General features: G+C 45.2%; 21 protein-coding genes. 10 read left to right on the top strand and 11 right to left on the bottom strand.

Features of this window, described 5'->3' with window-relative positions; all coding sequences use genetic code 11:
• The 3 genes from PN466_RS15990 to PN466_RS26390 all read right to left on the bottom strand — a co-directional run.
• The coding region (locus PN466_RS15990; protein WP_271940869.1) for a hypothetical protein at positions 1-593 on the bottom strand (593 nt) is incomplete at its 3' end.
• A gap of 45 nt (positions 594-638) precedes the next feature.
• Complete coding sequence (gene purC / locus PN466_RS15985) at positions 639-1,367, bottom strand: phosphoribosylaminoimidazolesuccinocarboxamide synthase (protein ID WP_271940867.1); 729 nt, start codon at positions 1,365-1,367, stop codon at positions 639-641.
• A 258-nt stretch (positions 1,368-1,625) separates the two neighbouring features.
• Positions 1,626-1,940, bottom strand: a complete 315-nt coding sequence (locus PN466_RS26390; protein WP_390890019.1) for a hypothetical protein — start codon at positions 1,938-1,940, stop codon at positions 1,626-1,628.
• Positions 1,941-2,294: 354 nt separating this feature from the next.
• Here PN466_RS26390 and PN466_RS15975 point away from each other — a divergent pair, with 354 nt between their 5' ends.
• Together PN466_RS15975 and PN466_RS15970 are read left to right on the top strand one after the other, a co-directional pair.
• Positions 2,295-2,606, top strand: a complete 312-nt coding sequence (locus tag PN466_RS15975) for a hypothetical protein (RefSeq protein WP_271940863.1) — start codon at positions 2,295-2,297, stop codon at positions 2,604-2,606.
• 102 nt (positions 2,607-2,708) lie between these two features.
• A complete protein-coding gene (locus PN466_RS15970; protein ID WP_271940861.1) occupies positions 2,709-4,421 on the top strand; it encodes a WG repeat-containing protein in 1,713 nt (570 codons plus the stop codon).
• A gap of 89 nt (positions 4,422-4,510) precedes the next feature.
• Here PN466_RS15970 and PN466_RS15965 read toward each other — a convergent pair whose 3' ends face one another.
• The 6 genes from PN466_RS15965 to PN466_RS15940 all read right to left on the bottom strand — a co-directional run bounded on the left by PN466_RS15965 (position 4,511) and on the right by PN466_RS15940 (position 9,798).
• The gene (locus tag PN466_RS15965; RefSeq protein WP_271940859.1) at positions 4,511-4,759 is read right to left on the bottom strand and encodes a hypothetical protein; all 249 of its coding nucleotides are present in this window, start codon (positions 4,757-4,759) and stop codon (positions 4,511-4,513) included.
• 271 nt (positions 4,760-5,030) lie between these two features.
• A complete protein-coding gene (gene grrA, locus PN466_RS15960; RefSeq protein WP_271940857.1) occupies positions 5,031-5,408 on the bottom strand; it encodes a GrrA/OscA1 family cyclophane-containing rSAM-modified RiPP in 378 nt (125 codons plus the stop codon).
• A gap of 494 nt (positions 5,409-5,902) precedes the next feature.
• Positions 5,903-6,658, bottom strand: coding sequence for a DUF554 domain-containing protein (locus PN466_RS15955; RefSeq protein ID WP_271940855.1), 756 nt, complete (start codon positions 6,656-6,658; stop codon positions 5,903-5,905).
• Between the two features lie 81 nt (positions 6,659-6,739).
• Entirely contained in the window at positions 6,740-8,374 is a 1,635-nt protein-coding gene (locus tag PN466_RS15950; RefSeq protein WP_271940853.1) for a trypsin-like peptidase domain-containing protein, read from the bottom strand.
• A gap of 98 nt (positions 8,375-8,472) precedes the next feature.
• A complete protein-coding gene (locus tag PN466_RS15945; protein ID WP_271940851.1) occupies positions 8,473-8,970 on the bottom strand; it encodes a hypothetical protein in 498 nt (165 codons plus the stop codon).
• Positions 8,971-9,054: 84 nt separating this feature from the next.
• Positions 9,055-9,798 carry a hypothetical protein gene (locus PN466_RS15940; RefSeq protein WP_271940850.1) on the bottom strand — a complete coding sequence of 248 codons (744 nt, stop codon included), beginning with the start codon at positions 9,796-9,798 and terminating at the stop codon, positions 9,055-9,057.
• A 258-nt stretch (positions 9,799-10,056) separates the two neighbouring features.
• On the opposite strand from PN466_RS15940, the gene PN466_RS15935 reads away from it, so the two are divergent.
• Entirely contained in the window at positions 10,057-10,227 is a 171-nt protein-coding gene (locus tag PN466_RS15935) for a hypothetical protein (RefSeq protein WP_271940849.1), read from the top strand.
• On the opposite strand, the gene PN466_RS15930 is transcribed toward PN466_RS15935, so the two are convergent.
• Positions 10,215-11,210: a carbohydrate kinase family protein gene (locus PN466_RS15930; RefSeq protein WP_271940848.1), complete on the bottom strand. Its 996-nt coding sequence runs from the start codon at positions 11,208-11,210 to the stop codon at positions 10,215-10,217. The two genes, PN466_RS15935 and PN466_RS15930, sit on opposite strands and share 13 nt — an antisense overlap.
• A gap of 265 nt (positions 11,211-11,475) precedes the next feature.
• On the opposite strand from PN466_RS15930, the gene pedR reads away from it, so the two are divergent.
• From pedR to PN466_RS15895, 7 genes are all read left to right on the top strand, one after another.
• Positions 11,476-11,754, top strand: a complete 279-nt coding sequence (gene pedR / locus PN466_RS15925) for a photosynthetic electron transport-dependent transcriptional regulator PedR (protein WP_271940846.1) — start codon at positions 11,476-11,478, stop codon at positions 11,752-11,754.
• Positions 11,755-12,075 carry a hypothetical protein gene (locus PN466_RS15920; protein ID WP_271940843.1) on the top strand — a complete coding sequence of 107 codons (321 nt, stop codon included), beginning with the start codon at positions 11,755-11,757 and terminating at the stop codon, positions 12,073-12,075.
• Complete coding sequence (gene hisS, locus PN466_RS15915) at positions 12,075-13,349, top strand: histidine--tRNA ligase (protein WP_271940841.1); 1,275 nt, start codon at positions 12,075-12,077, stop codon at positions 13,347-13,349. The genes PN466_RS15920 and hisS overlap by 1 nt, the downstream gene beginning before the upstream one ends.
• 130 nt (positions 13,350-13,479) lie before the next feature.
• A complete protein-coding gene (locus PN466_RS15910; protein ID WP_271940838.1) occupies positions 13,480-13,731 on the top strand; it encodes a hypothetical protein in 252 nt (83 codons plus the stop codon).
• Positions 13,732-14,150: 419 nt separating this feature from the next.
• Positions 14,151-15,566: a hypothetical protein gene (locus PN466_RS15905; RefSeq protein WP_271940837.1), complete on the top strand. Its 1,416-nt coding sequence runs from the start codon at positions 14,151-14,153 to the stop codon at positions 15,564-15,566.
• A 52-nt stretch (positions 15,567-15,618) separates the two neighbouring features.
• Positions 15,619-16,425: a hypothetical protein gene (locus PN466_RS15900; RefSeq protein WP_271940835.1), complete on the top strand. Its 807-nt coding sequence runs from the start codon at positions 15,619-15,621 to the stop codon at positions 16,423-16,425.
• 145 nt (positions 16,426-16,570) lie between these two features.
• Positions 16,571-17,359, top strand: coding sequence for a radical SAM protein (locus PN466_RS15895; RefSeq protein WP_271940832.1), 789 nt, complete (start codon positions 16,571-16,573; stop codon positions 17,357-17,359).
• A gap of 342 nt (positions 17,360-17,701) precedes the next feature.
• Here the strand turns inward: PN466_RS15895 and PN466_RS15890 are convergent, their stop codons facing one another.
• On the bottom strand, positions 17,702-18,157 hold the full coding sequence (locus PN466_RS15890) for a lasso peptide biosynthesis B2 protein (RefSeq protein ID WP_271940829.1): 456 nt from the start codon (positions 18,155-18,157) through the stop codon (positions 17,702-17,704).
• Between the last annotated feature and the right edge of the window lie 9 nt (positions 18,158-18,166).

Here is an 18,166-nt window from a genome sequence, read left to right as displayed (position 1 = left end):
TCCTCTACCTCAGAAAATGGGGTAAAAGCAAGCTTCTCTGAATTTTCCGCTAACGGTTGCGGTTGGGGAAGCGAGGTAAAGGCTAACGTCTTGTCCTCAGTTATCGCATTTTCCTCTACCTCAGAAAATGGGGTAAAAGCCAATTTTTCTGAATTTTCCGCTAACGGTTGCGGTTGGGGAAGCGAGGTAAAGGCTAACGTCTTGTCCTCAGTTATCGCATTTTCTTCTACCTCAGAAAAGGGCGTAAAAGCCAATTTTTCTGGTAAAGATTTAGAAGAAACAACCCCTAAAGACTGATGGATAAGGGGGATAGACTCTTTTACTGATCGTGCCATTATTTGCACTAACTGCTGATGGTTCTCCTGATTTGGTATATCAGGGGAAGGGGCTACCGTTTCCGCAGTAGAGTCTAAAATTTGGCCTTGGACAGCATCGACAAAACCTAGTGTTGCCGAACTTGTTAACAGAGTTAACCAGACAGGAGACAAGCGCATTGTTTTCACGTTCCGTAAACTTCCACACACCACATTGAAGAGTTGATTGGGCTGTTGAGTTAGGTATCGGGATTGGGAAAATCCTACGACTCCAGCCAAAAAACCCAATCAACCCCTTAACTTAACACTTCTTAAGCAGTATTTTCATTTTGCCTGGCCTAAAACTCTCTCTAGCACTTGCTCATAGGCTGATTCAACATTGCCTAAATCTTGTCTAAAGCGGTCTTTATCTAGGATACGCGCTTGCGGGTCACTTTCGTCCTGTTTCCATAACCGACAGGTGTCTGGGCTAATTTCGTCGGCTAGGATGAGGTTATTTTGGCGATCGCGCCCGAATTCGAGCTTAAAATCAACTAAGATAATGCCGCACTCTCGGAAAAAGGCACTCAGGTGGCGATTGATGTCCAAGGACATTTGCCGGATATAGTCGAGTTCTTCGGGTGTAGCGAGTTGCAACAGCAGGAGGCGATCGCGGGTCAGCAGAGGATCGCCCAAACTATCCTTCTTGTAGCAGTATTCTACTATAGGCGGATCGATTTCGGTTCCCAAAGCCAAACCGGTTTGTTTACACAGACTCCCCGCAGCCCGGTTACGCACAATGACCTCAATCGGCACGATGGTGACTGCTTTCACCCGCATTTCCCGCTCCGAAGGACAGTCAATATAGTGGGTGGGAATACCTTGCGCTTCAAGCATTTGGAATAAATGACGGGAAATGGCACAATTAATCTGTCCCTTACCCGCGATCGTGCCTCGTTTTTGGGCATTAAACGCCGTCGCATCATCCTTAAAGTAAGTCAGAAGGATATCTGCATCATCCGTGGAATAGACGATTTTTGCTTTCCCTTCGTACAGTTGTGTTTGTTGTGTCATAAAGCATTGAGAATTTATATCCGACAGCCCTACCATACCTCTTTTTGGCGCATTCATTGCCTCAGAGGTTGTGGTTTCCATCTAGCCTATTGAAGTAGGAGGAACTAATCAATGACTTATTTCTCGGGAAAAAACTTAGAGTTAATTGAAGCTCTGGTTTACGATCCAACACTTAAACCTGACTATGATATTATGAGAGATTCTTTAGTCTGGCCGGATGAACGTCCATGGGGATTAGATCCTGATGCCTATGACAAATTAATCGATCTTTGGATAGCCCGATCTTTTATTCATAAAGGGATTCCATTTTCTGACTGGAGTTTTATTCCAGAGATGACGAGTTCTCTCCACTGCAACTATCGTTTGCAGTCCAACCCATTTTTCCGATTGATAGAGAGAGGCAAATTCAGTTATTGGAATCGCCCAAACTTTTCTTTTTTCTCGGCGGTGATGTCCCACTTCCACTTGTTGGTCATGGTCAACATTTCCGGATTGAACTCCGTTATTTTTGAGGGGATTAAATTTCTGTTCAACTTCAGCGTAAAGAGTAGGATATTTTCTTTTTAAGGACAGAACATAATCGGCTTTTTTCTCTTGAATACTTCGGACAATTTCGGTCTGCTAGAATAGCAATTACGATGATATCTTTTAACTTATGTTTTTGAGTTCGAGTCGTTCGAGGATCTTCAATTGAGTCAACACAACTTAATAAATTAGCTTGAATTTCCTTCCGGGAATTGACCACTTGAGTTAAAGTTACCTTCTTTGTCTTGTTCGATTGAAGTGAGAGAGCAAAACCTTCAGCCATAATCTCGATTGGATAAGTTGATTGAAGTTGATGCTAGACCTAATCTTATCAAAGTTCAGCAGATTCTGACTTGACTCATATTTTTCAGTTTTTGTCAGCTACATTGGCTACCCAATTAGATGAGCTTACCCTGTCACACTTTACCGCCCAACTCCCATCCGGAATCTTGGATTTTGTGGAGTTTAGAAGCTGTATCTTTCCAGGAAATTGACTTTGATAGTTCAGAAGCAGATATTATCGTCGTTGCTGAGTATATCATTGGTGCTGGCCCCAGGGAAGGTGAACCTTTTCCAGCCACTACAGTCTACTTTAATCAAGGCAGTCGTTTTAGCACCGATCCTAAGCTGAATAAATTATTAACTGAACGGGGAGTTAGCACGATCGCCGAAGCAGAAGAAATTCTCCGCAGCGAACTCATGTTTTTACCCTAATCCTATCTCCACTCTATTCTCGATTCTAGTCGAACGATCGCGTATCCTTGAAGAATTGCCCTCTCAAAAGAGAGAAAATTTCTGATTAGAGGATTCAATCTTATGGCATTATCCTGGTCATCATTGCTACTCAGAGCATCTTGGACGATCGCCACTTTGGGTTATCTCATTTCTGGATCGCCCGTATCTGCGTTTCCCGATACCCAAAATTACTGGGCTTCTGAGTGCATTCAACGGCTTTCCTCTGGACGAGGATGGGTGGGGTATCCCGATGGCACATTTCGCCCGAACGCCTCGATCACGAGGGCAGAGTTCGCCACGATGATGATCAATGCCTTTCGCACCCATTCTTTCTCTGAGCGGGAAGGGATTACGTTTAAGGATGTGCCGTCATCCCATTGGGCATATCAGTCCATTAAACGCTCCTATGAACTCCAATTTTTTAGCGGATATCCCGATCGCACGTTTCGCCCCAACCAACCCATTACGCGCACCGAAGCCTTTGTTGTCCTCCAAAGTGCCAGCGACTTTACCGCACCGGAAGAGACAGAAGCCTTTCTGAATGAGGTATTTGATGATGTGGAAGAAATTCCTAACTATGCAAAAGGGGCGATCGCCAACGCCACAATTGGTAGACTGATTTTAAACTATCCCCAAGTGCGACAACTGCGCCCCACCGCAGCCGCTACTAGAGGCGAAATGGCCGCTTCTTTTTGCCAAGTTCTCAATATTTCTCGCACCCTACCCCAAGCCTATCTCGCTGTTGGTGAAGATCCCTTTGACCTGCCCCCAGAACTGGGCGGAATGAGTCGATTTTCCGAAGGGTTAGCTGTGTTTCGCGGCCCCAATTTCAAAATGGGTTATATGAACCCCGAAGGCGAAATTATTATTCCCGCCCAATATGATTATGCCAGTATTTTTCAAGAGGGCATTGCCAGAGTCAGAACCGGTAGTCTCTGGCAAGTCATTACTCCAGAGGGTCAAGTTATGCTGGAACAAAATGGCTATATTCCTGAATTTTCCGAAGGTTTAGTTCGTCTAGGTCGCAGCTATCCCCGCACGGCAATTTATAACCGAGAAGGGGAATTAATGTTTGAAATTGACCATTTTATTGAGCAATTTTCCGATGGGTTAGCCTTAGTTAAACTGCGAGAGCGCGGGGGGTATGGTTTTGTCGATCGCACTGGAACTTACGTCATCGATCCCCAACCCGATGAAGTCTCTTCGTTCTCCGAGGGACGAGCCTGGATTGTCCAGGAAATCGAGCCAGGAAAGCCCCGTTACGGCTTTATCGACAAAAATGGCAAAATTGTCATCGAACCCGTTTATGAGGAAGTAAAAGCCTTTTCTGAAGGGCTGGCGGCGGTTAAAATGGATGGACTTTGGGGATATATTGACCCCTCTGGAACAATGGTCATTGCACCCCAATTTCAGCACGCTCAACCCTTTTCTGAAGGTCTTGCAGGCGTTCAGGGAGAAAGCACTTGGGGCTATATTAATCCCCAAGGAACCTGGATGATTGAAGGGGGATATCATGTGCCCGAATTTGCCCAAGTTCAGCCGATAGAACCGTTTGCCAATGGGTTAGCACTTGTGCGAATTGGCGATCGCGCTACTCTACAAGATCGCCAAGCTAATTTTATTCTTCCCCTAGAATTTGTCAACATTGCTGGCGTTGGTGATGGTTTAGCATTTGTGAATCTTGGAGGACGGTGGACAACGGAGGTGGCGGGTACAAATCGTCCCGCGAATTATCCTCAGCGCTCCGTGATGACGGGAGGCCGTTGGGGTTATGTGCAATTGCCCAGGGATTAAACCCCGTTTGGGAAAGGGGCAACTATACTGGGTGTCCAACTTGCCCCTCTTTAACCTCTCCTTGAAAGGTATAGCAGTGAAAGAGTTGATTAGGACAGTGAGGTTATGGTTTGAGGCAATAGGCAATAGGCACGAATCGCAATAGAAAATGTCCTAACTCTCCCTTTCTCTGCTATAGTATGGAAACTGCCAGGGGTTGACTCTTTTGACTCCATTTCATCCAGCAATTTCTGAGCAGCCGCTAGAATTTCCCGATCCCAATCTGCTCCTGCTTCGAGTAACTTTTTCTTCAAAGGTGCTTCGTAAATTTCTGGATTGCGCTCATGTTCTTCTAACACTATTTCCGCCTTCAGTTCCCCAGCAAACTTGCGCTTAATCAACGCCTTCAGCCCTTGATAAGTATCGGGTGCAACATCACCGCCGCCTTCGCTGTACTAGCCACTAACGCTACCATAATTAAAGTAAGAGGCTCCATATTTTCTCTCCCATCAGATTAATTATCTACAATTCGCTGCTTCTCCCATTCTGCTCGTTCTGTCATCTAAATATCCCCATCTTCTCCATCACATATAACTGTAGGGTGCATCAGTAATGCACCCCTTGAACAGATTACCGCTTACGGAAATTAACAAAACCGCCGCCATCACGCCATCCATTGCGCCATCCGCCATTGCGGAAACTACCCCCATTGCGCCATCCACCATTACGGAAACTGCCCCCATTGCGCCATCCACCATTGCGGAAAACATTGCGAAATTGTGCCAGATCTTGGCTCCGTTGTGTCTCAGATGACAGGGGATTGCTTTCTAAATCCAGTTGGTGTTCTCTATTTTGCAAAGTTTCGGTTAATCGGTTTAATCGCTGTTCGAGATCAACGTTAGCGCTAGAGAATTCAGATAAATTACCGGTAGCATTGGCTGGTGAAGCACTTAACGTGGATAACGCTAACAAAAACCCGACTAATCCAGTGGTTGTTGTGACTTTCATACTCTCCTCTGGGTAAAGATTAGACTTCTTGCAGAAGTCAGGGAATAGGTATAAGAATACAAGATTACTGTATTAGCATTCATTTTATACTTACTTATTCGAGGGGGCTATCGCTTACGGAAGTTAACAAAACCACCACCGTCACGCCACCCGTTACGCCATCGGCCAGTATTGCGGAAATTGCCCCCATTGCGGAAACTATTGCGAAACTGGGCAAGATCTTGAGGATAGTCGAGAGTAGAAGATAACGAGTTTGTTTCTAACTGTTGTTCCCGATTTCGTAAAGTATCCGTTAATCGATTTAAGCGCTTTTCCAGGTTAGGGGACGTGCTGGAAGATGAGGATAAATTTCCTGTACTCTGAGCCGGTAAAGCACTTAATGTGGATAGGGTTAATAAAAACCCAACTAATCCCGTGGTTGTGCTAATTTTGATGAATAACTCCTTTGCATAGAATGCTTTGAAAGGATAGTATTGGCTAGATTAGGGGGTAAACTAAGACGCGATAAGACTCTGCATTGCTTGCGCGATCGCATAAATTAACGGTGCTAACGCCAGTGCAGGCAAAAATGATGCAATTCGCAGTTTACCAATATTGAGCAAATTCAAGCCTAAGCCTAACATGATAATTCCGCCGACTCCAGTCACCAGGAAAATTTGCGGGTCGTTGCTTGGGTCAGGTAAGATTTGAGTCAGGCTACCCGCTAGTAAGGAAATGCCCCCTTGAAAGATGAGGATGGTGATGATGGAAAACCCTACTCCAATCCCATAACTTCCGGTGAGTGCAATCGAGATTAACCCATCCATCGTTGCTTTGAGCGCCAGCAAGCTATCGTCACCCGTGAGTCCATTATTAATCGATCCAATCAACGTTAAAGGACCGACACAAAAGAGTAAACTAGCTGTAACAAACCCTTCTGTAAACCGTCCCCCTCCGCGAAACCAAATCTTGAGTTGGGAACCAATGGCATTGAGTCGCTCTTCAAGTTGCCACCATTCTCCCAATAAGCCACCCGAAGTTAAACTAAGCACCGCTAGCACGACCCCATCAACCTGTCCCGCTTGCGCTTGAGTTAAACTTCCAGCCATACTCATCCCCAAATACAGGGTAATCAATCCCATACCTTGAGTAATCGTGGATTGAATGCGTTGGGGCAATTGATTTTTCAGCAGTAACCCTAACCCAGTTCCCACCAATACGGTTGCCACATTCATCCAGGTTCCACTGGTTTTTAGCCAAAAATCAAACATCAGATTTAACTAACTCACTGACTGTCCAATTAAGATATCATGACTTGTAGCAATTACCCATTACCACGTGAAGCGCGGTAATTAATTTGGCTGGCGTTGCCAAATCAATATCTCGTTATTCAAACCTCCAGAAATGAGTCTTTGGTCGTTGGCACTCAGACCGAGAGAAATGACATAATCTGAATGTTTCTTTACGGTGGATTGTAACTGACCAGTCTGTACATTCCAAAACCGAATTGTCTTATCCCAACTGCCACTAATAAGGGTTTGGTTATCTTCTTTGAGCGCTAAAGACCAAACGCCATCGGTGTGACCTTTGAGGGTTCGTTGTAATTCCCCTGTGGCTAAATTCCAGATACTGATGTCTCCTTCTCCCCCTGCACTAGCGAGGGTTTGACTATTGGCACTAATGGCTAGAGCGAGAACAGATAAACGATGGTTTTCAAGAATATTGACTAACTTGAATGTGGGCAACTCCCATACACGAATGGTGGTATCTTGGGAGCCACTAATCAACCATTTGCCATTGGGAGAAATGGCTAAGGAACTAATTAATCCTTGATGACCGGGAAGGGTTTCTATGGTTTCATAGGTGTTCAAATTCCAAATGAGAATCTGTTGATCCCATCCTCCAGAAACAAGGGTTTGACCATCGGGCGTTATAGCTAAAGCAGAAACGGCATCTCGATGACCGGTGAGGTTTTTTTGTAGCTCTCCAGATTGGAGATCCCAGAGCTTAATGGTGCGGTCTTCACTGCCACTGATGAGGGTTTTACCATCAGGGGCGATCGCCAAAGCATTGATGGCTTTTTGGTGACCTGTTAAGGTGTTAATTGGCTCTCCAGTGGTTAAATTCCAGAGAACGATCGCCCCATCACTATGGCCACTGACCAGGAGTGCATCCCCTAACGAGGCGATCGCTACTGCACCTAAAAAGCCCCCCTCCCGTTGTAGCGTTTGGCTTAACTGATACCCTCCTGCAACAATAGCTTCAGTCGCTGGAGCTGGGGTTTCACTCAGCACTGCCCTAGAATCAGATGCTGTCGGAGTCGGTTTTTCCGCGCTCTCCCACCAGGTTAAAACTTTATCCAGTTTAATCCCTGTGGCCACTACTTGATCCGTATCTTCGACTAATTGAACCAACCGGTTAATACCAATCACTTCCCCTCGTTGATTTAAAACCGGGCCGCCACTCATGCCCACCCGCACCACATTAGTATAATTTAATGGTAATTGTGTTTGATCCACCCCTTGTAGCAATTGCACAAATTCCCCTTCGGTATTCACAAAAATCCGTTGACGAACCGATCCCCCAGACCGTGGCCAACCGGCTACATAAGCTAGATTTCCTACTTCTACTGCTTGCGGGTTACCGATGTCTGCGGTGCGATAGGTCATTTCACTATAGAAGGCCAGCACGGCAATATCTTCTCCAGGCATTCGCAACCGATGGGAGGGCCCTACCTGATAGCGATCGCCATCGGGAGTAATAATGGTATAGTCTTCCGGTTGATCCACCACATGGGCATTGGTGACCACATAATAAATCTGATTTTCAGTAGCGAAAATCACACCGCTTCCGCCCTGGGGGCCTTCGATGCGAACCGTAATTTCTGAAGCAATGCGGTCAATTACTGGGTTGGCAAGACTGGGAAGGCTAAGAGTTAGGCTAGGGGCGAGACTCAGAAGAGCAGCAGAGAGAAAACGAGTATACATTTCAATTAAAAATTTTTGTAGTTCAGGTGGGAAATTATCGTAGGTGGGCAGGAGAATAAGCGATAGAATTCAACGTATATAACCCAATTCTGCCCACCCTACCTGGTATTTAGACGCTGTTGGAAACGGATAATTACAGCTTGAAAAAATGGCCATTGATAATATTCAAACATGAGCCAAGCCACCAGGAATAGATGGGTAAAGAAGGTTAGCCCAGTCCAAAACAAGGGAAACCATGCGCCGCTACTTTCGGGATCGGGCGGAAAGAGATAAGAGCCTAATCCAATTAGAATGGGAGGTAAGAGGATTAGGGGAACACTTAACAGCCAGAGAATTTGCGATTGATCGCCCGATCGCATCATCGCAACGTTAATCCAATTTTGACCCGTCCAGTACCAGGAAAAGGGGCGATCGCCATCTGCCAACTGAAGGGTTTGCTGTTGCAGATTTGCACTAAAGATATGACGGCAAAAGTTACAGGCAAAGGCATCCATCAACGTCAGTGCAGAAATCCTTCCATGGCGACACAGAGGACAGGTGTAGGAGTCATGAGTATTGAGCATGGCAATTAAAAGTTTTTGGCTTTTCTGGTTCACTAGGGGATCAGTAAACGGGTAAACGCGAGTTACATTAGAGGTAATGGGTAATTCTAGATATTTATGGAGTTTGAGTCTGGGTGATTACGGGCGATCGCTGATAGTTTTGATAAATTCCTTACCATTTTCTTCTAAGACCACAATTGGATTACCACTAGAGGCAATTTCAATTCGTTTCACTCGTATTGTGCCATTCGATAAGGATTCTCCAGCCACCACATAGCGAGAGGTCGGTTCATCAGGAGCCTTAAGAATTGCCCGCATTCCATCCGGCAGCTCTGCCACTCCTGTTACTTTTACAGATTCTGCTCCCGATGGTGTTACAGGACTCGGAGTTGGGATAGGCTGCACTTGAGCGACTTCAATCGTTTGGGGAATGGCTTGGACGATGGGATTGGGTTGTACCGTCGGCAATTGGGGGGATGGAATTGGGTTGGGAGCCGGTAAAGGAATAACGGGTAAGGGTTGAACCGGGGAGGGGGCTGGGTTGGGTTTGACTGTCACTTGTGGGGTTGGAGTCGGTGGAGCTTGTGTTACGGTAATCTGACCCGGAGTCACAATAGGATGGGTGTCTAAGGGGCTGAAGGGGTCCCGCTGTCCTTCTTTGAGTTGTGCTAACCGTTCCTCAGCCGAGGTTGAAGGGGTTAATTGGGGAATTTGGGCTAAGATTTGGCTCTTCTGTTTGGGCGTAACCTGGGGAGAAGGAGGAGGAGTAATAGCAACTTCTGACTCGATTACAGCATCCTCTTGGGATACCTTGGGCCCACTACAGCCCACTGTCCAGAGTAAAGAAATGCTGATGGTACTCATCCACAGGAAGCGATTCATTGTTAGATCTCCCAATCTTGCTCTTCTCATTCAGAATACCGCCTCTTGCCTGAATTGCAACGTAGTGGGGAGCATGGGGGAAGACGGAGGCACGGAAAGGTTCCCTATTGCCCTTTCCTATAAGTTTTGTAACGATTTCCCCAATTTTGCATAAAATAGCCGTCTTTTTTCTGAGATCTCTTATAGAGACCCTTGTTAATGCTCTGAAATCCCATCCGAGGAGGATGGGATTTTTTCTACTCAAGAGGAGGTAGTTCCATGTTCTGGCCGATCGCCCTTTTTGCTATCATTGTCTTTTTCTGGACACAAGAAACCTTAGTTGAGAAACCGCAGAAGAAGAAAACCCCAGAAGAAAAACTGGGAGAGGCGATCGGCGAATATCTCCAGTCAGGGATTAGAATTCGCACAGAAGAATCTCAAGATAAATAGTCCGTAGTAATCCCCTGTTCTTGGAGAAAGGTTTGTACCTGTTTAGCCGTCGGCTCAGGCGCGATCGCTCCAGGTTCGACAGTAGTTAGAGCGCCAACGGCTGCTGCATAGGTCACAATTTCCTTAACCTTCTGGGGATCTTGTAAGCTGGAAATCTGGTATCGATTCAGTTGATGAATCCAACCCGCTACAAATCCATCTCCTACTCCGATGGTATCCTTTACCGATACGGCAAAAGCCGGTACACTTCCTTCTCCTTCTCCGATCGCATAATGGATCGGTTTTTCTCCCCCGGTAACCACCACACCCTCTAAATCAGGAAATCGGTCTCGGATAGCCAATGGATCGGTCATATCCAATAAAAACTCGGCTTCTCGATCGCTAACTTTTACAAAATCTACTTGAGCTAATAAATCATAAATTAAGGGTTTGGCTTGCTCGGGATCGGGCCAAAAAACTGGTCGCCAATTCACATCGACGACCAGTTTCAGGTGATATTGATTAGCAATCTCTAACGCTTTATGGATCGCTTCCTGGGTTTGGGGATAAGCCAGCTCTAGGGTTCCCAGGACTAGATATTGAGCGTCTCTAAATAAATCTATAGGGAGCAGGGCAGCATCAAGATAGGCATCCGCGAAGGCGGTTGTATCTGTCTCTCCAAAGCCCGCAAAATAGCGATCGCCATTATAGGAATGAATTACATAAACCTGTCGGGTGGGGGCACTAGCATGTCGTTGAATGCCTTGGATATCAACCTGCTGTTCTTGGAGAAAATTCACCAAGCTATCTCCCGCCTCATCCGATCCAACACTCCCAATAAACGCTGATGGCGTACCCAACTTGACTAACCTACACGCTACATTAGCAGGAGCGCCGCCTGGATATGGAGTCCAGGACTTAACTTGATCGTAGGGAAGTCCAGCTTTGTCAGCCAGACAATCGAATAAAAGTTCACCTAAGCACAGAACCTGAGCTGTATTCATAGAAAATTTTGCCGTAAGCCTAGAACCCTCAGTGTACTACTATTCCCGGTTATTATCACCAGGAGGATTTTTCCTCTAGCGGGGATCATAAGCTAGTTCTAGCGATCGGACTGATGAAGATTTTTCTGTTGCTGGGCAAACCATCAAAAATGGTTCAGCTTAATCATCAATCAAGATCGCAATAGCAAAGATAGAATCTAAGTTATAGTTTAAGTAGATATACTAAAGCCAATATGCTTTCCCTTAGTAGAGATCCATAATCACTATGACTGTTAGCGAACCAATGAAATCCATATCCCTCTCCGACCGTGAAATTCAGGTGGTAGAACTGGTGGCCATGGGATTAGCCAACCAGGATATTGCCGAAAAACTCGAAATCAGTAAGCGCACGGTAGATAATCATATTAGCAATATCCTCAAAAAGACCAAGACTGATAATCGGGTGGAATTAGTTCGATGGGCAATGAAATGGGGTAAAGTATGCATAGATGAGGTCAATTGTTGCATTTTACCCGCTGATCCGACACAATCCGAAGACGTATAAATGTCATCTTTACCTATGAAACCCCAATCTGCATCTATCCTGGATTCGGCTGTAAATCAGAAACGCAGAAACCTGAGTTGGCCGAAGTTGCCCCTAGCGGTATACCGTGAAGTTGCAGCCCATTTACGTCAAATTGATGGTGTGAATACGGGGCTGTATTCCCAATCTAGCTCGGAGTTTAATTATTATTTAAGCCAGGTTGGGAGTATGTGGCTCGAATACCCGGAAGATCTCGGAGCTGAGGATTTGGCCCGTATCGATCAAATTTTGGCGTACTATAGCGATCGCTATGGTGTCTGGAAATCAATTGACGAAAACTAATGGCACAACTGCAAGGTATACGAGGAACCCGCGATATTCTGCCGGATGAGGTAGCCAGATGGCAGTGGGTGGAAGCAATCGCCCGGAAAGTTCTGGCTCAGGCTAGATATCAGGAGATTCGCACGCCTATTTTTGAGCAAACGGAATTGTTTGCCAGGGGAATTGGGGAAGCGACGGACGTGGTAGGCAAGGAAATGTATACCTTTACGGATCGCGGCGATCGCTCAATTACCCTGAGACCCGAAAATACGGCAGGAGTGGTGAGATCCTATATTGAGCATAATCTCAGCTCGAAAGGCCTTCAGCGTCTTTGGTATATCGGGCCCATGTTCCGGTATGAACGGCCACAGGCTGGACGACAGAGGCAGTTTCATCAATTGGGTTTGGAGGCAATAGGGAGTGCCGATCCGAGGGCAGATGCTGAGGTAATTGCCATTGCCACCCAAATCCTTAAATCTTTGGGTCTAAAGTCCCTCAAATTAGACCTCAATTCTGTCGGCAACCGGGAAGACCGCGTTCAATATCGTCAAGCCCTCGTTGATTATCTTACGCCCTATAAAGAAGAGCTGGATGCAGATTCCCAAGATCGTTTAAACCGCAACCCTCTGCGGATTTTAGACAGTAAGGACAAGCGCACCCAAGAAATTATCCAAGATGCGCCCAGTTTATTGGAGTATTTGGGGGACTTCTCCCGCAATCATTTTGGGCAGGTGCAAACCCTACTGGCTGATTTAGGCATTGACTATGACATTAATCCTCGTCTCGTCCGAGGACTCGATTACTATACCCATACCGCCTTTGAGATTCAATCCGACGATTTAGGGGCCCAAGCCACTGTTTGTGGAGGCGGACGCTATGACGGATTGGTCACGGAATTAGGCGGCAAAGAGACCCCAGCAGTCGGTTGGGCTATGGGATTAGAGCGATTAATGATCTTGGTGGAAAAACTGGCTCAAGTTCCAGAATCTACCCTAGATTTTTACCTGATTTCTAAGGGAGAACTAGCCCAGCGCCAATCCTTGAAACTGGCTCAGGGGTTGCGCGAAGCTGGATTTTCTGTGGAACTAGACCTGAGTGGCGCAGCGTTGAAAAAACAAATAGCTCGTGGCGACAAAAGTGGCGCGATCGCCTGTCTGATTTTAGGCGATCGAGAAGCCGAACAACAAGAAGTGCAACTCAAGTGGATGTCCGCCAAAGAACAACAAACCCTGGAACAAAGCGATCTGTTAAACAATACGCCTTATTTACGTCAACAACTCGATAAGCATTGTTAGGGGCGATCGGAACCCGATTAAACCCGTTGTCGTCGTTGTTTTTTGAGGATCTCAGGATTAAACTCACTAATCCTGATAATACTTTTATATACTATAAGCATCGCCTGTTCAGTCAACTGAAAGAGGTACAATGGAGAATCTAAATTCAATAGCAAAAGAAGAACAGTACATCAGCAATGTAAGCTCAGGTTCTGAATGGAATCGAGAAGAGCAAATGATCAAAAATCAAAAAGCGATGGAAAGTCTTAAAGCGATGATGGCTCGGAATCGTCGAAAGGAAACAACTAAGAAAGGTTTAGAATTTTGGCGATGTGTTTATCAAACCATCAAGAATCATCGTCCTGTTGGACAAAAGCTATTTTCTGAGAATAATGGAAATTAGATGATAGTTTTTATAAATATAGCGTTTCTCTCTTCTATGAGGTACAGCTTGAAGCCTTAGAACCTAAGCCATACAAGCTATTGCAAAGCAAGCCTATTGCCTATTGCCTAGCGCTTCGCGCTATAGTTCTATCTTAAGTGTGCTTTAGATCTGTTATACAGAGCAGTAAAAATTGGGTCAGAGGCTCAGTCTCAAGGATAGCCGACAGCGCCTCGCGAAGCCCTAGATATCGATCTAATTATTGCCGCTCACTACAAAATATTAAAAGAAGAATATCCTGGGCATTATGTGGTAATTTCCACTAAAGACATTAAACATTTGAGTCTTTTTTCTGAAGCAAGAGATTGGAGAGTAATAAAATTATAATATAAGGTGTTATTGCCATTTGAAATAACTATATTTTTGAATTATTCATTACTATGTCTGTGATTCCTCCGTACCTGATCATCTTTACCATTGCCCTAGTGATCCTTCCTTCTCTAGGTGCAATTCTCTTAAGGATGGCACTCCATCTCCATCTTACCGTTCTTGCCCAAAAAGTTCGGCGACTGATTCACTGGCAACCTCTCAACCGTAAACCAGAAATTATTGAATATGTAGAACAACGGTATGCAGAATCGATTGCTCGGTTAGAACACGTCAATACTGGAGCGCTGATTGACCAAGTATATAGTCAAGAGCAAATTCTGTTTTTATCCTGCGATCAAATTGAATATTTAGGGCGAATTTTACCCAACTTGTTATTATCTGTTGGTTTGCTGGGAACATTTATTGGGATCACCTTAAATCTGACGGCTTTAAGTGAAACCATCAGTAATACCACGGCCATTGATATTAACAGCTTACTGGAAGCTCTGCAACAACCCTTACAAGGCATGGGAATTGCCTTTTTTACTAGCCTAGTCTCCATTTTGTTTAGCGCCGTCTTAACCGTCGTCAATGGACTGTTTAATACCGCGATCGCCAAAACCAAATTTGTTGATTCCCTTGAAGACTATCTCGATAATGTTTATCTGCAAACCTTAGAAAACAATACCCGATTTGACCGCATCATTCAAGGAATGAATCACTCTTTTGAAGGATTTCTTAACCGATTTGGTCAAATGGTGAGTGCTTCTGTAGAATTAGCCCTCAAAGAAAAAATGGAAGAGTTGGCGATTGAAAATCATCGTGCCACAGAACTGGCAGAAAAAGTTTATAGTCGCTTAACGGAATCTACGTTAACCATTAGTCAAAGTACCGAAGAATTTAAGCAATCGGCCGATCGCTTCTTAATCGTCGCTCAACGATTAGAAAACAGTCCTTTCCCTCAAAGTCTCACTGCAGCCACGAATACGTTAGGAGCGCTTCAGCACAGTTTTGATCAATCGATTAACAGTTTAACGACTTCTGTACAAACCATTGAAATTGCTGCCTTAGAATTACAAAGTTATAGCAAACGATTAGCAAAATTTGGCGATCAAATGAGCCAAAGCTATTCTACGTCCCTAAAAGTACTGGAAAGCCAACAACAGAGTCAGCAATCTATTCAGAATATGATGGCTCGATTACAAACCGGAACTCAGGGATTTGAAATGGCGGTAAAAGCAGTGGATCAACTGCAACGACGCACGATTGCGAAAGCGGAAGATTTAGATGAGTTGCAAGCGGAACTGAAACAAGTGGTCATTGCTTTAAATCAAGTGACTCGTGTTATTCAACAAGGATTGGAAAATTTTCGCACTCAGGTGACGACTTCAGCACAGATTCAAGATAATATTCAACAAATGAAAGAAACGCAGACCGAGCTGCTGAGACTGCGCCGCGCTTTAGAAAGTACAGGGAATAGGCAATAGGCAATAGGATAAATTTGGTTGTACCCATTACCAGCGCGAAGCGCTCTATATTATGACTCGTCGTAAATATCGCAATATAACGACTCAAGAAGATCTGAAAATTTGGACAGCGTTTACGGATTTGATGTCCAATGCCTTTATGATCTTAACGTTATTTTTGCTCTTAGCGTTAATTAAATCATTCTTTCTGAAGTCAGTTTCTGATGCCAATGTTACCCGTTCCCAAGAATTAGAGTCCCAATTAGCGAATTTGCAGTTAGAGTTAGATAGCCGAACCAGTGCAGTACAAGGGTTAGAAGGTCAAGTTGCGAACCTGCAAGATCAATTGCAACGACGGGAAAATGTGGTGCAAAAACTGCAAGGGGAAATTGAACGGTTAAAATCGCCTCCGGTGATTGTTTTACGGGAGTCGCAATCGAGAAGTTTTCCGTCTGGTAGTGCAGAACTTGCGCCAGATTTTCAACAGTACATTTTAGAGGGTTTGGTAACGCAAATTGAAAGTTTTGCCCAAAATTATCAGGGCTATGTGGTGGAGGTGATTGGTCATACGGATGGTCAAGAAAATAGTGGCAGTGCGAGTAATTTAGACCGAGTTTTAGAGGATGTGGTGGAAGGAAGTGCGTCGGTTTCTCGGTTGAATCCGGGATCGAATGCCGATTTAGGGTTGATGCGTGCGGTTGCGGTGGTGAAGGTGTTGCAAAGTAATCCCCGTTTGCGATCGATGGGGTTACAGTTTAAGGCGTATTCTGCGGCTCAATTGTATGGGGTTTCAGGGAATTTTTCGCCGACGAATGGTGGGGATAATCCCAGTCGCAGACGGATTGAGATTCGGTTTACTCCTCCTGCGGTGGAGCGGTGATGGGGAGATGGGGACGCTCCCTTCGACTCCGCTCAGGGAGCTGACTGGGACAGGGGGCGTTTTAATGATCGAGTGGGCTTTTTTCAGGTTTCCGTCACAATAGAGGGGGAAGCGTGTTTGTTGAGCATAGATGGAGATGAAGGAAATGGTAACGACAACGACGGAATTTAAGAGTGTGTATGGACCGGTGGTTTCTTGGCGTTATGGGCGATCGCTAGGCATAGACCCGATTGGTCAAACTTCGGTTTGTTCATTTAATTGCGTCTATTGTCAGTTGGGAGAGATTGAGATTGTGACGCAAAAGCGAGATATTTATGTACCTACAGAAATGATTTTGGGGGATTTACAAGAGTTTGCACCTTGGGATGTGGATGTTGTGACGCTCAGTGGCAGTGGTGAACCGACATTAGCGTTAAATTTAGGGGAAATTTTGCAAGGGATCCAGGAAATGACCCAAAGACCGACGCTGGTGTTAACTAATGGTACGCTGTTGGACGATCGCCAGGTACAAGCAGATTTACGATATTGCGATCGCCTTTCCCTTAAACTAGATGCTGTTACTGCTAAACCTCTCAACCGCGTCAATCGTCCCGTAGACAGCTTGAATTTAGAACAAATGTGGCAAGGAATGCTCGACTTTCGCCAACAGTATGCCGGTGAAATTGGCGTACAAACCATGATTTTGACTCTTTGGGATGCAGAAACTCGCCATCAGTATATCGAGATGATGAAAGCCTTATCTCCCGTAGAAATTCAACTCAATACTCCGTCTCGTCCAAAACCGGTCAAACGGCAATTAGATGGCCGGGGAAATCATTATGATGAACGGTCTTATGAGGTGAAACGCTTCAAATGTGTGGAGCAGGACGTCTTGCAAGCGTTTGCTGAAGAAATCGAGCAAGAGACGAACATTCCCGTGCGCTATCGAGGGTAACGAGGATTATCTTGTCTGATATTCAGTTCACAATGGGTTATTCAAATTATAGGAAAGCAATTACCAGGATTTGGGGGGATTGCTTTCCGTCCGAAACAGTAAGTTCTAAAAGTTTCTACTTGGATCGGCCATTAAATCAAACTTGACGAATATAGTACGCCATTCTTTGACCGTGAGGTTACCTTTTTGAGCGAGGCTATACTCTTGCTATGCGGTACATAAATGGCGGTTTTTAATGATAGCCAGAATAGCTCAAAGCTAGATTGAGTATGCTATTCACTCACCCCATTCCCCCATTCCCCCATTCCCCCACTACAGCGCTCCGCGCTGTAAAAAAATGCCCTAGGGAAGAACCATCACTCCATAGCGATCGCGCACATCTTGAGTATCATTGATTGCCCAACCTTGCCATTCCACCCAAGCATGGGCGGCGAATTCTCCCTGTTGCTGTTGTACTCCAATGCGTAATTGGCTTTCAATTCCCTGGTGACGTAATAAACTCCAGAGGACGAGGGACTGTTGCAAGCATTTTGCCCAAGGTTGGCAATACTTAGCAGCTAATCGTACAGCCTGATTTACTTGTATGACGCGATTGACTAGATTATCCCCAGTTTCCACATTCTCTGTTAATGGGAAGAATTGGAATAAACGGGTTTGAGTGGACTTAAATCCCCACCATTTTAGGGAAAGGGTAACCACAGGTAACCAGAACAGAGCCTGCAATAAGAGCGATTTTACTGCGCCATCTAGACTCCAGAAACTGGAAAATTTCTGCATCCCTAACTTCAACACATTCATCTTTCTAGC

The organism is Roseofilum reptotaenium CS-1145, assembly GCF_028330985.1.
Taxonomy (GTDB): domain Bacteria; phylum Cyanobacteriota; class Cyanobacteriia; order Cyanobacteriales; family Desertifilaceae; genus Roseofilum; species Roseofilum reptotaenium.
Note: the sequence above shows the minus strand (reverse complement) of the source record. Positions and strands in the feature narration are given on the sequence as shown.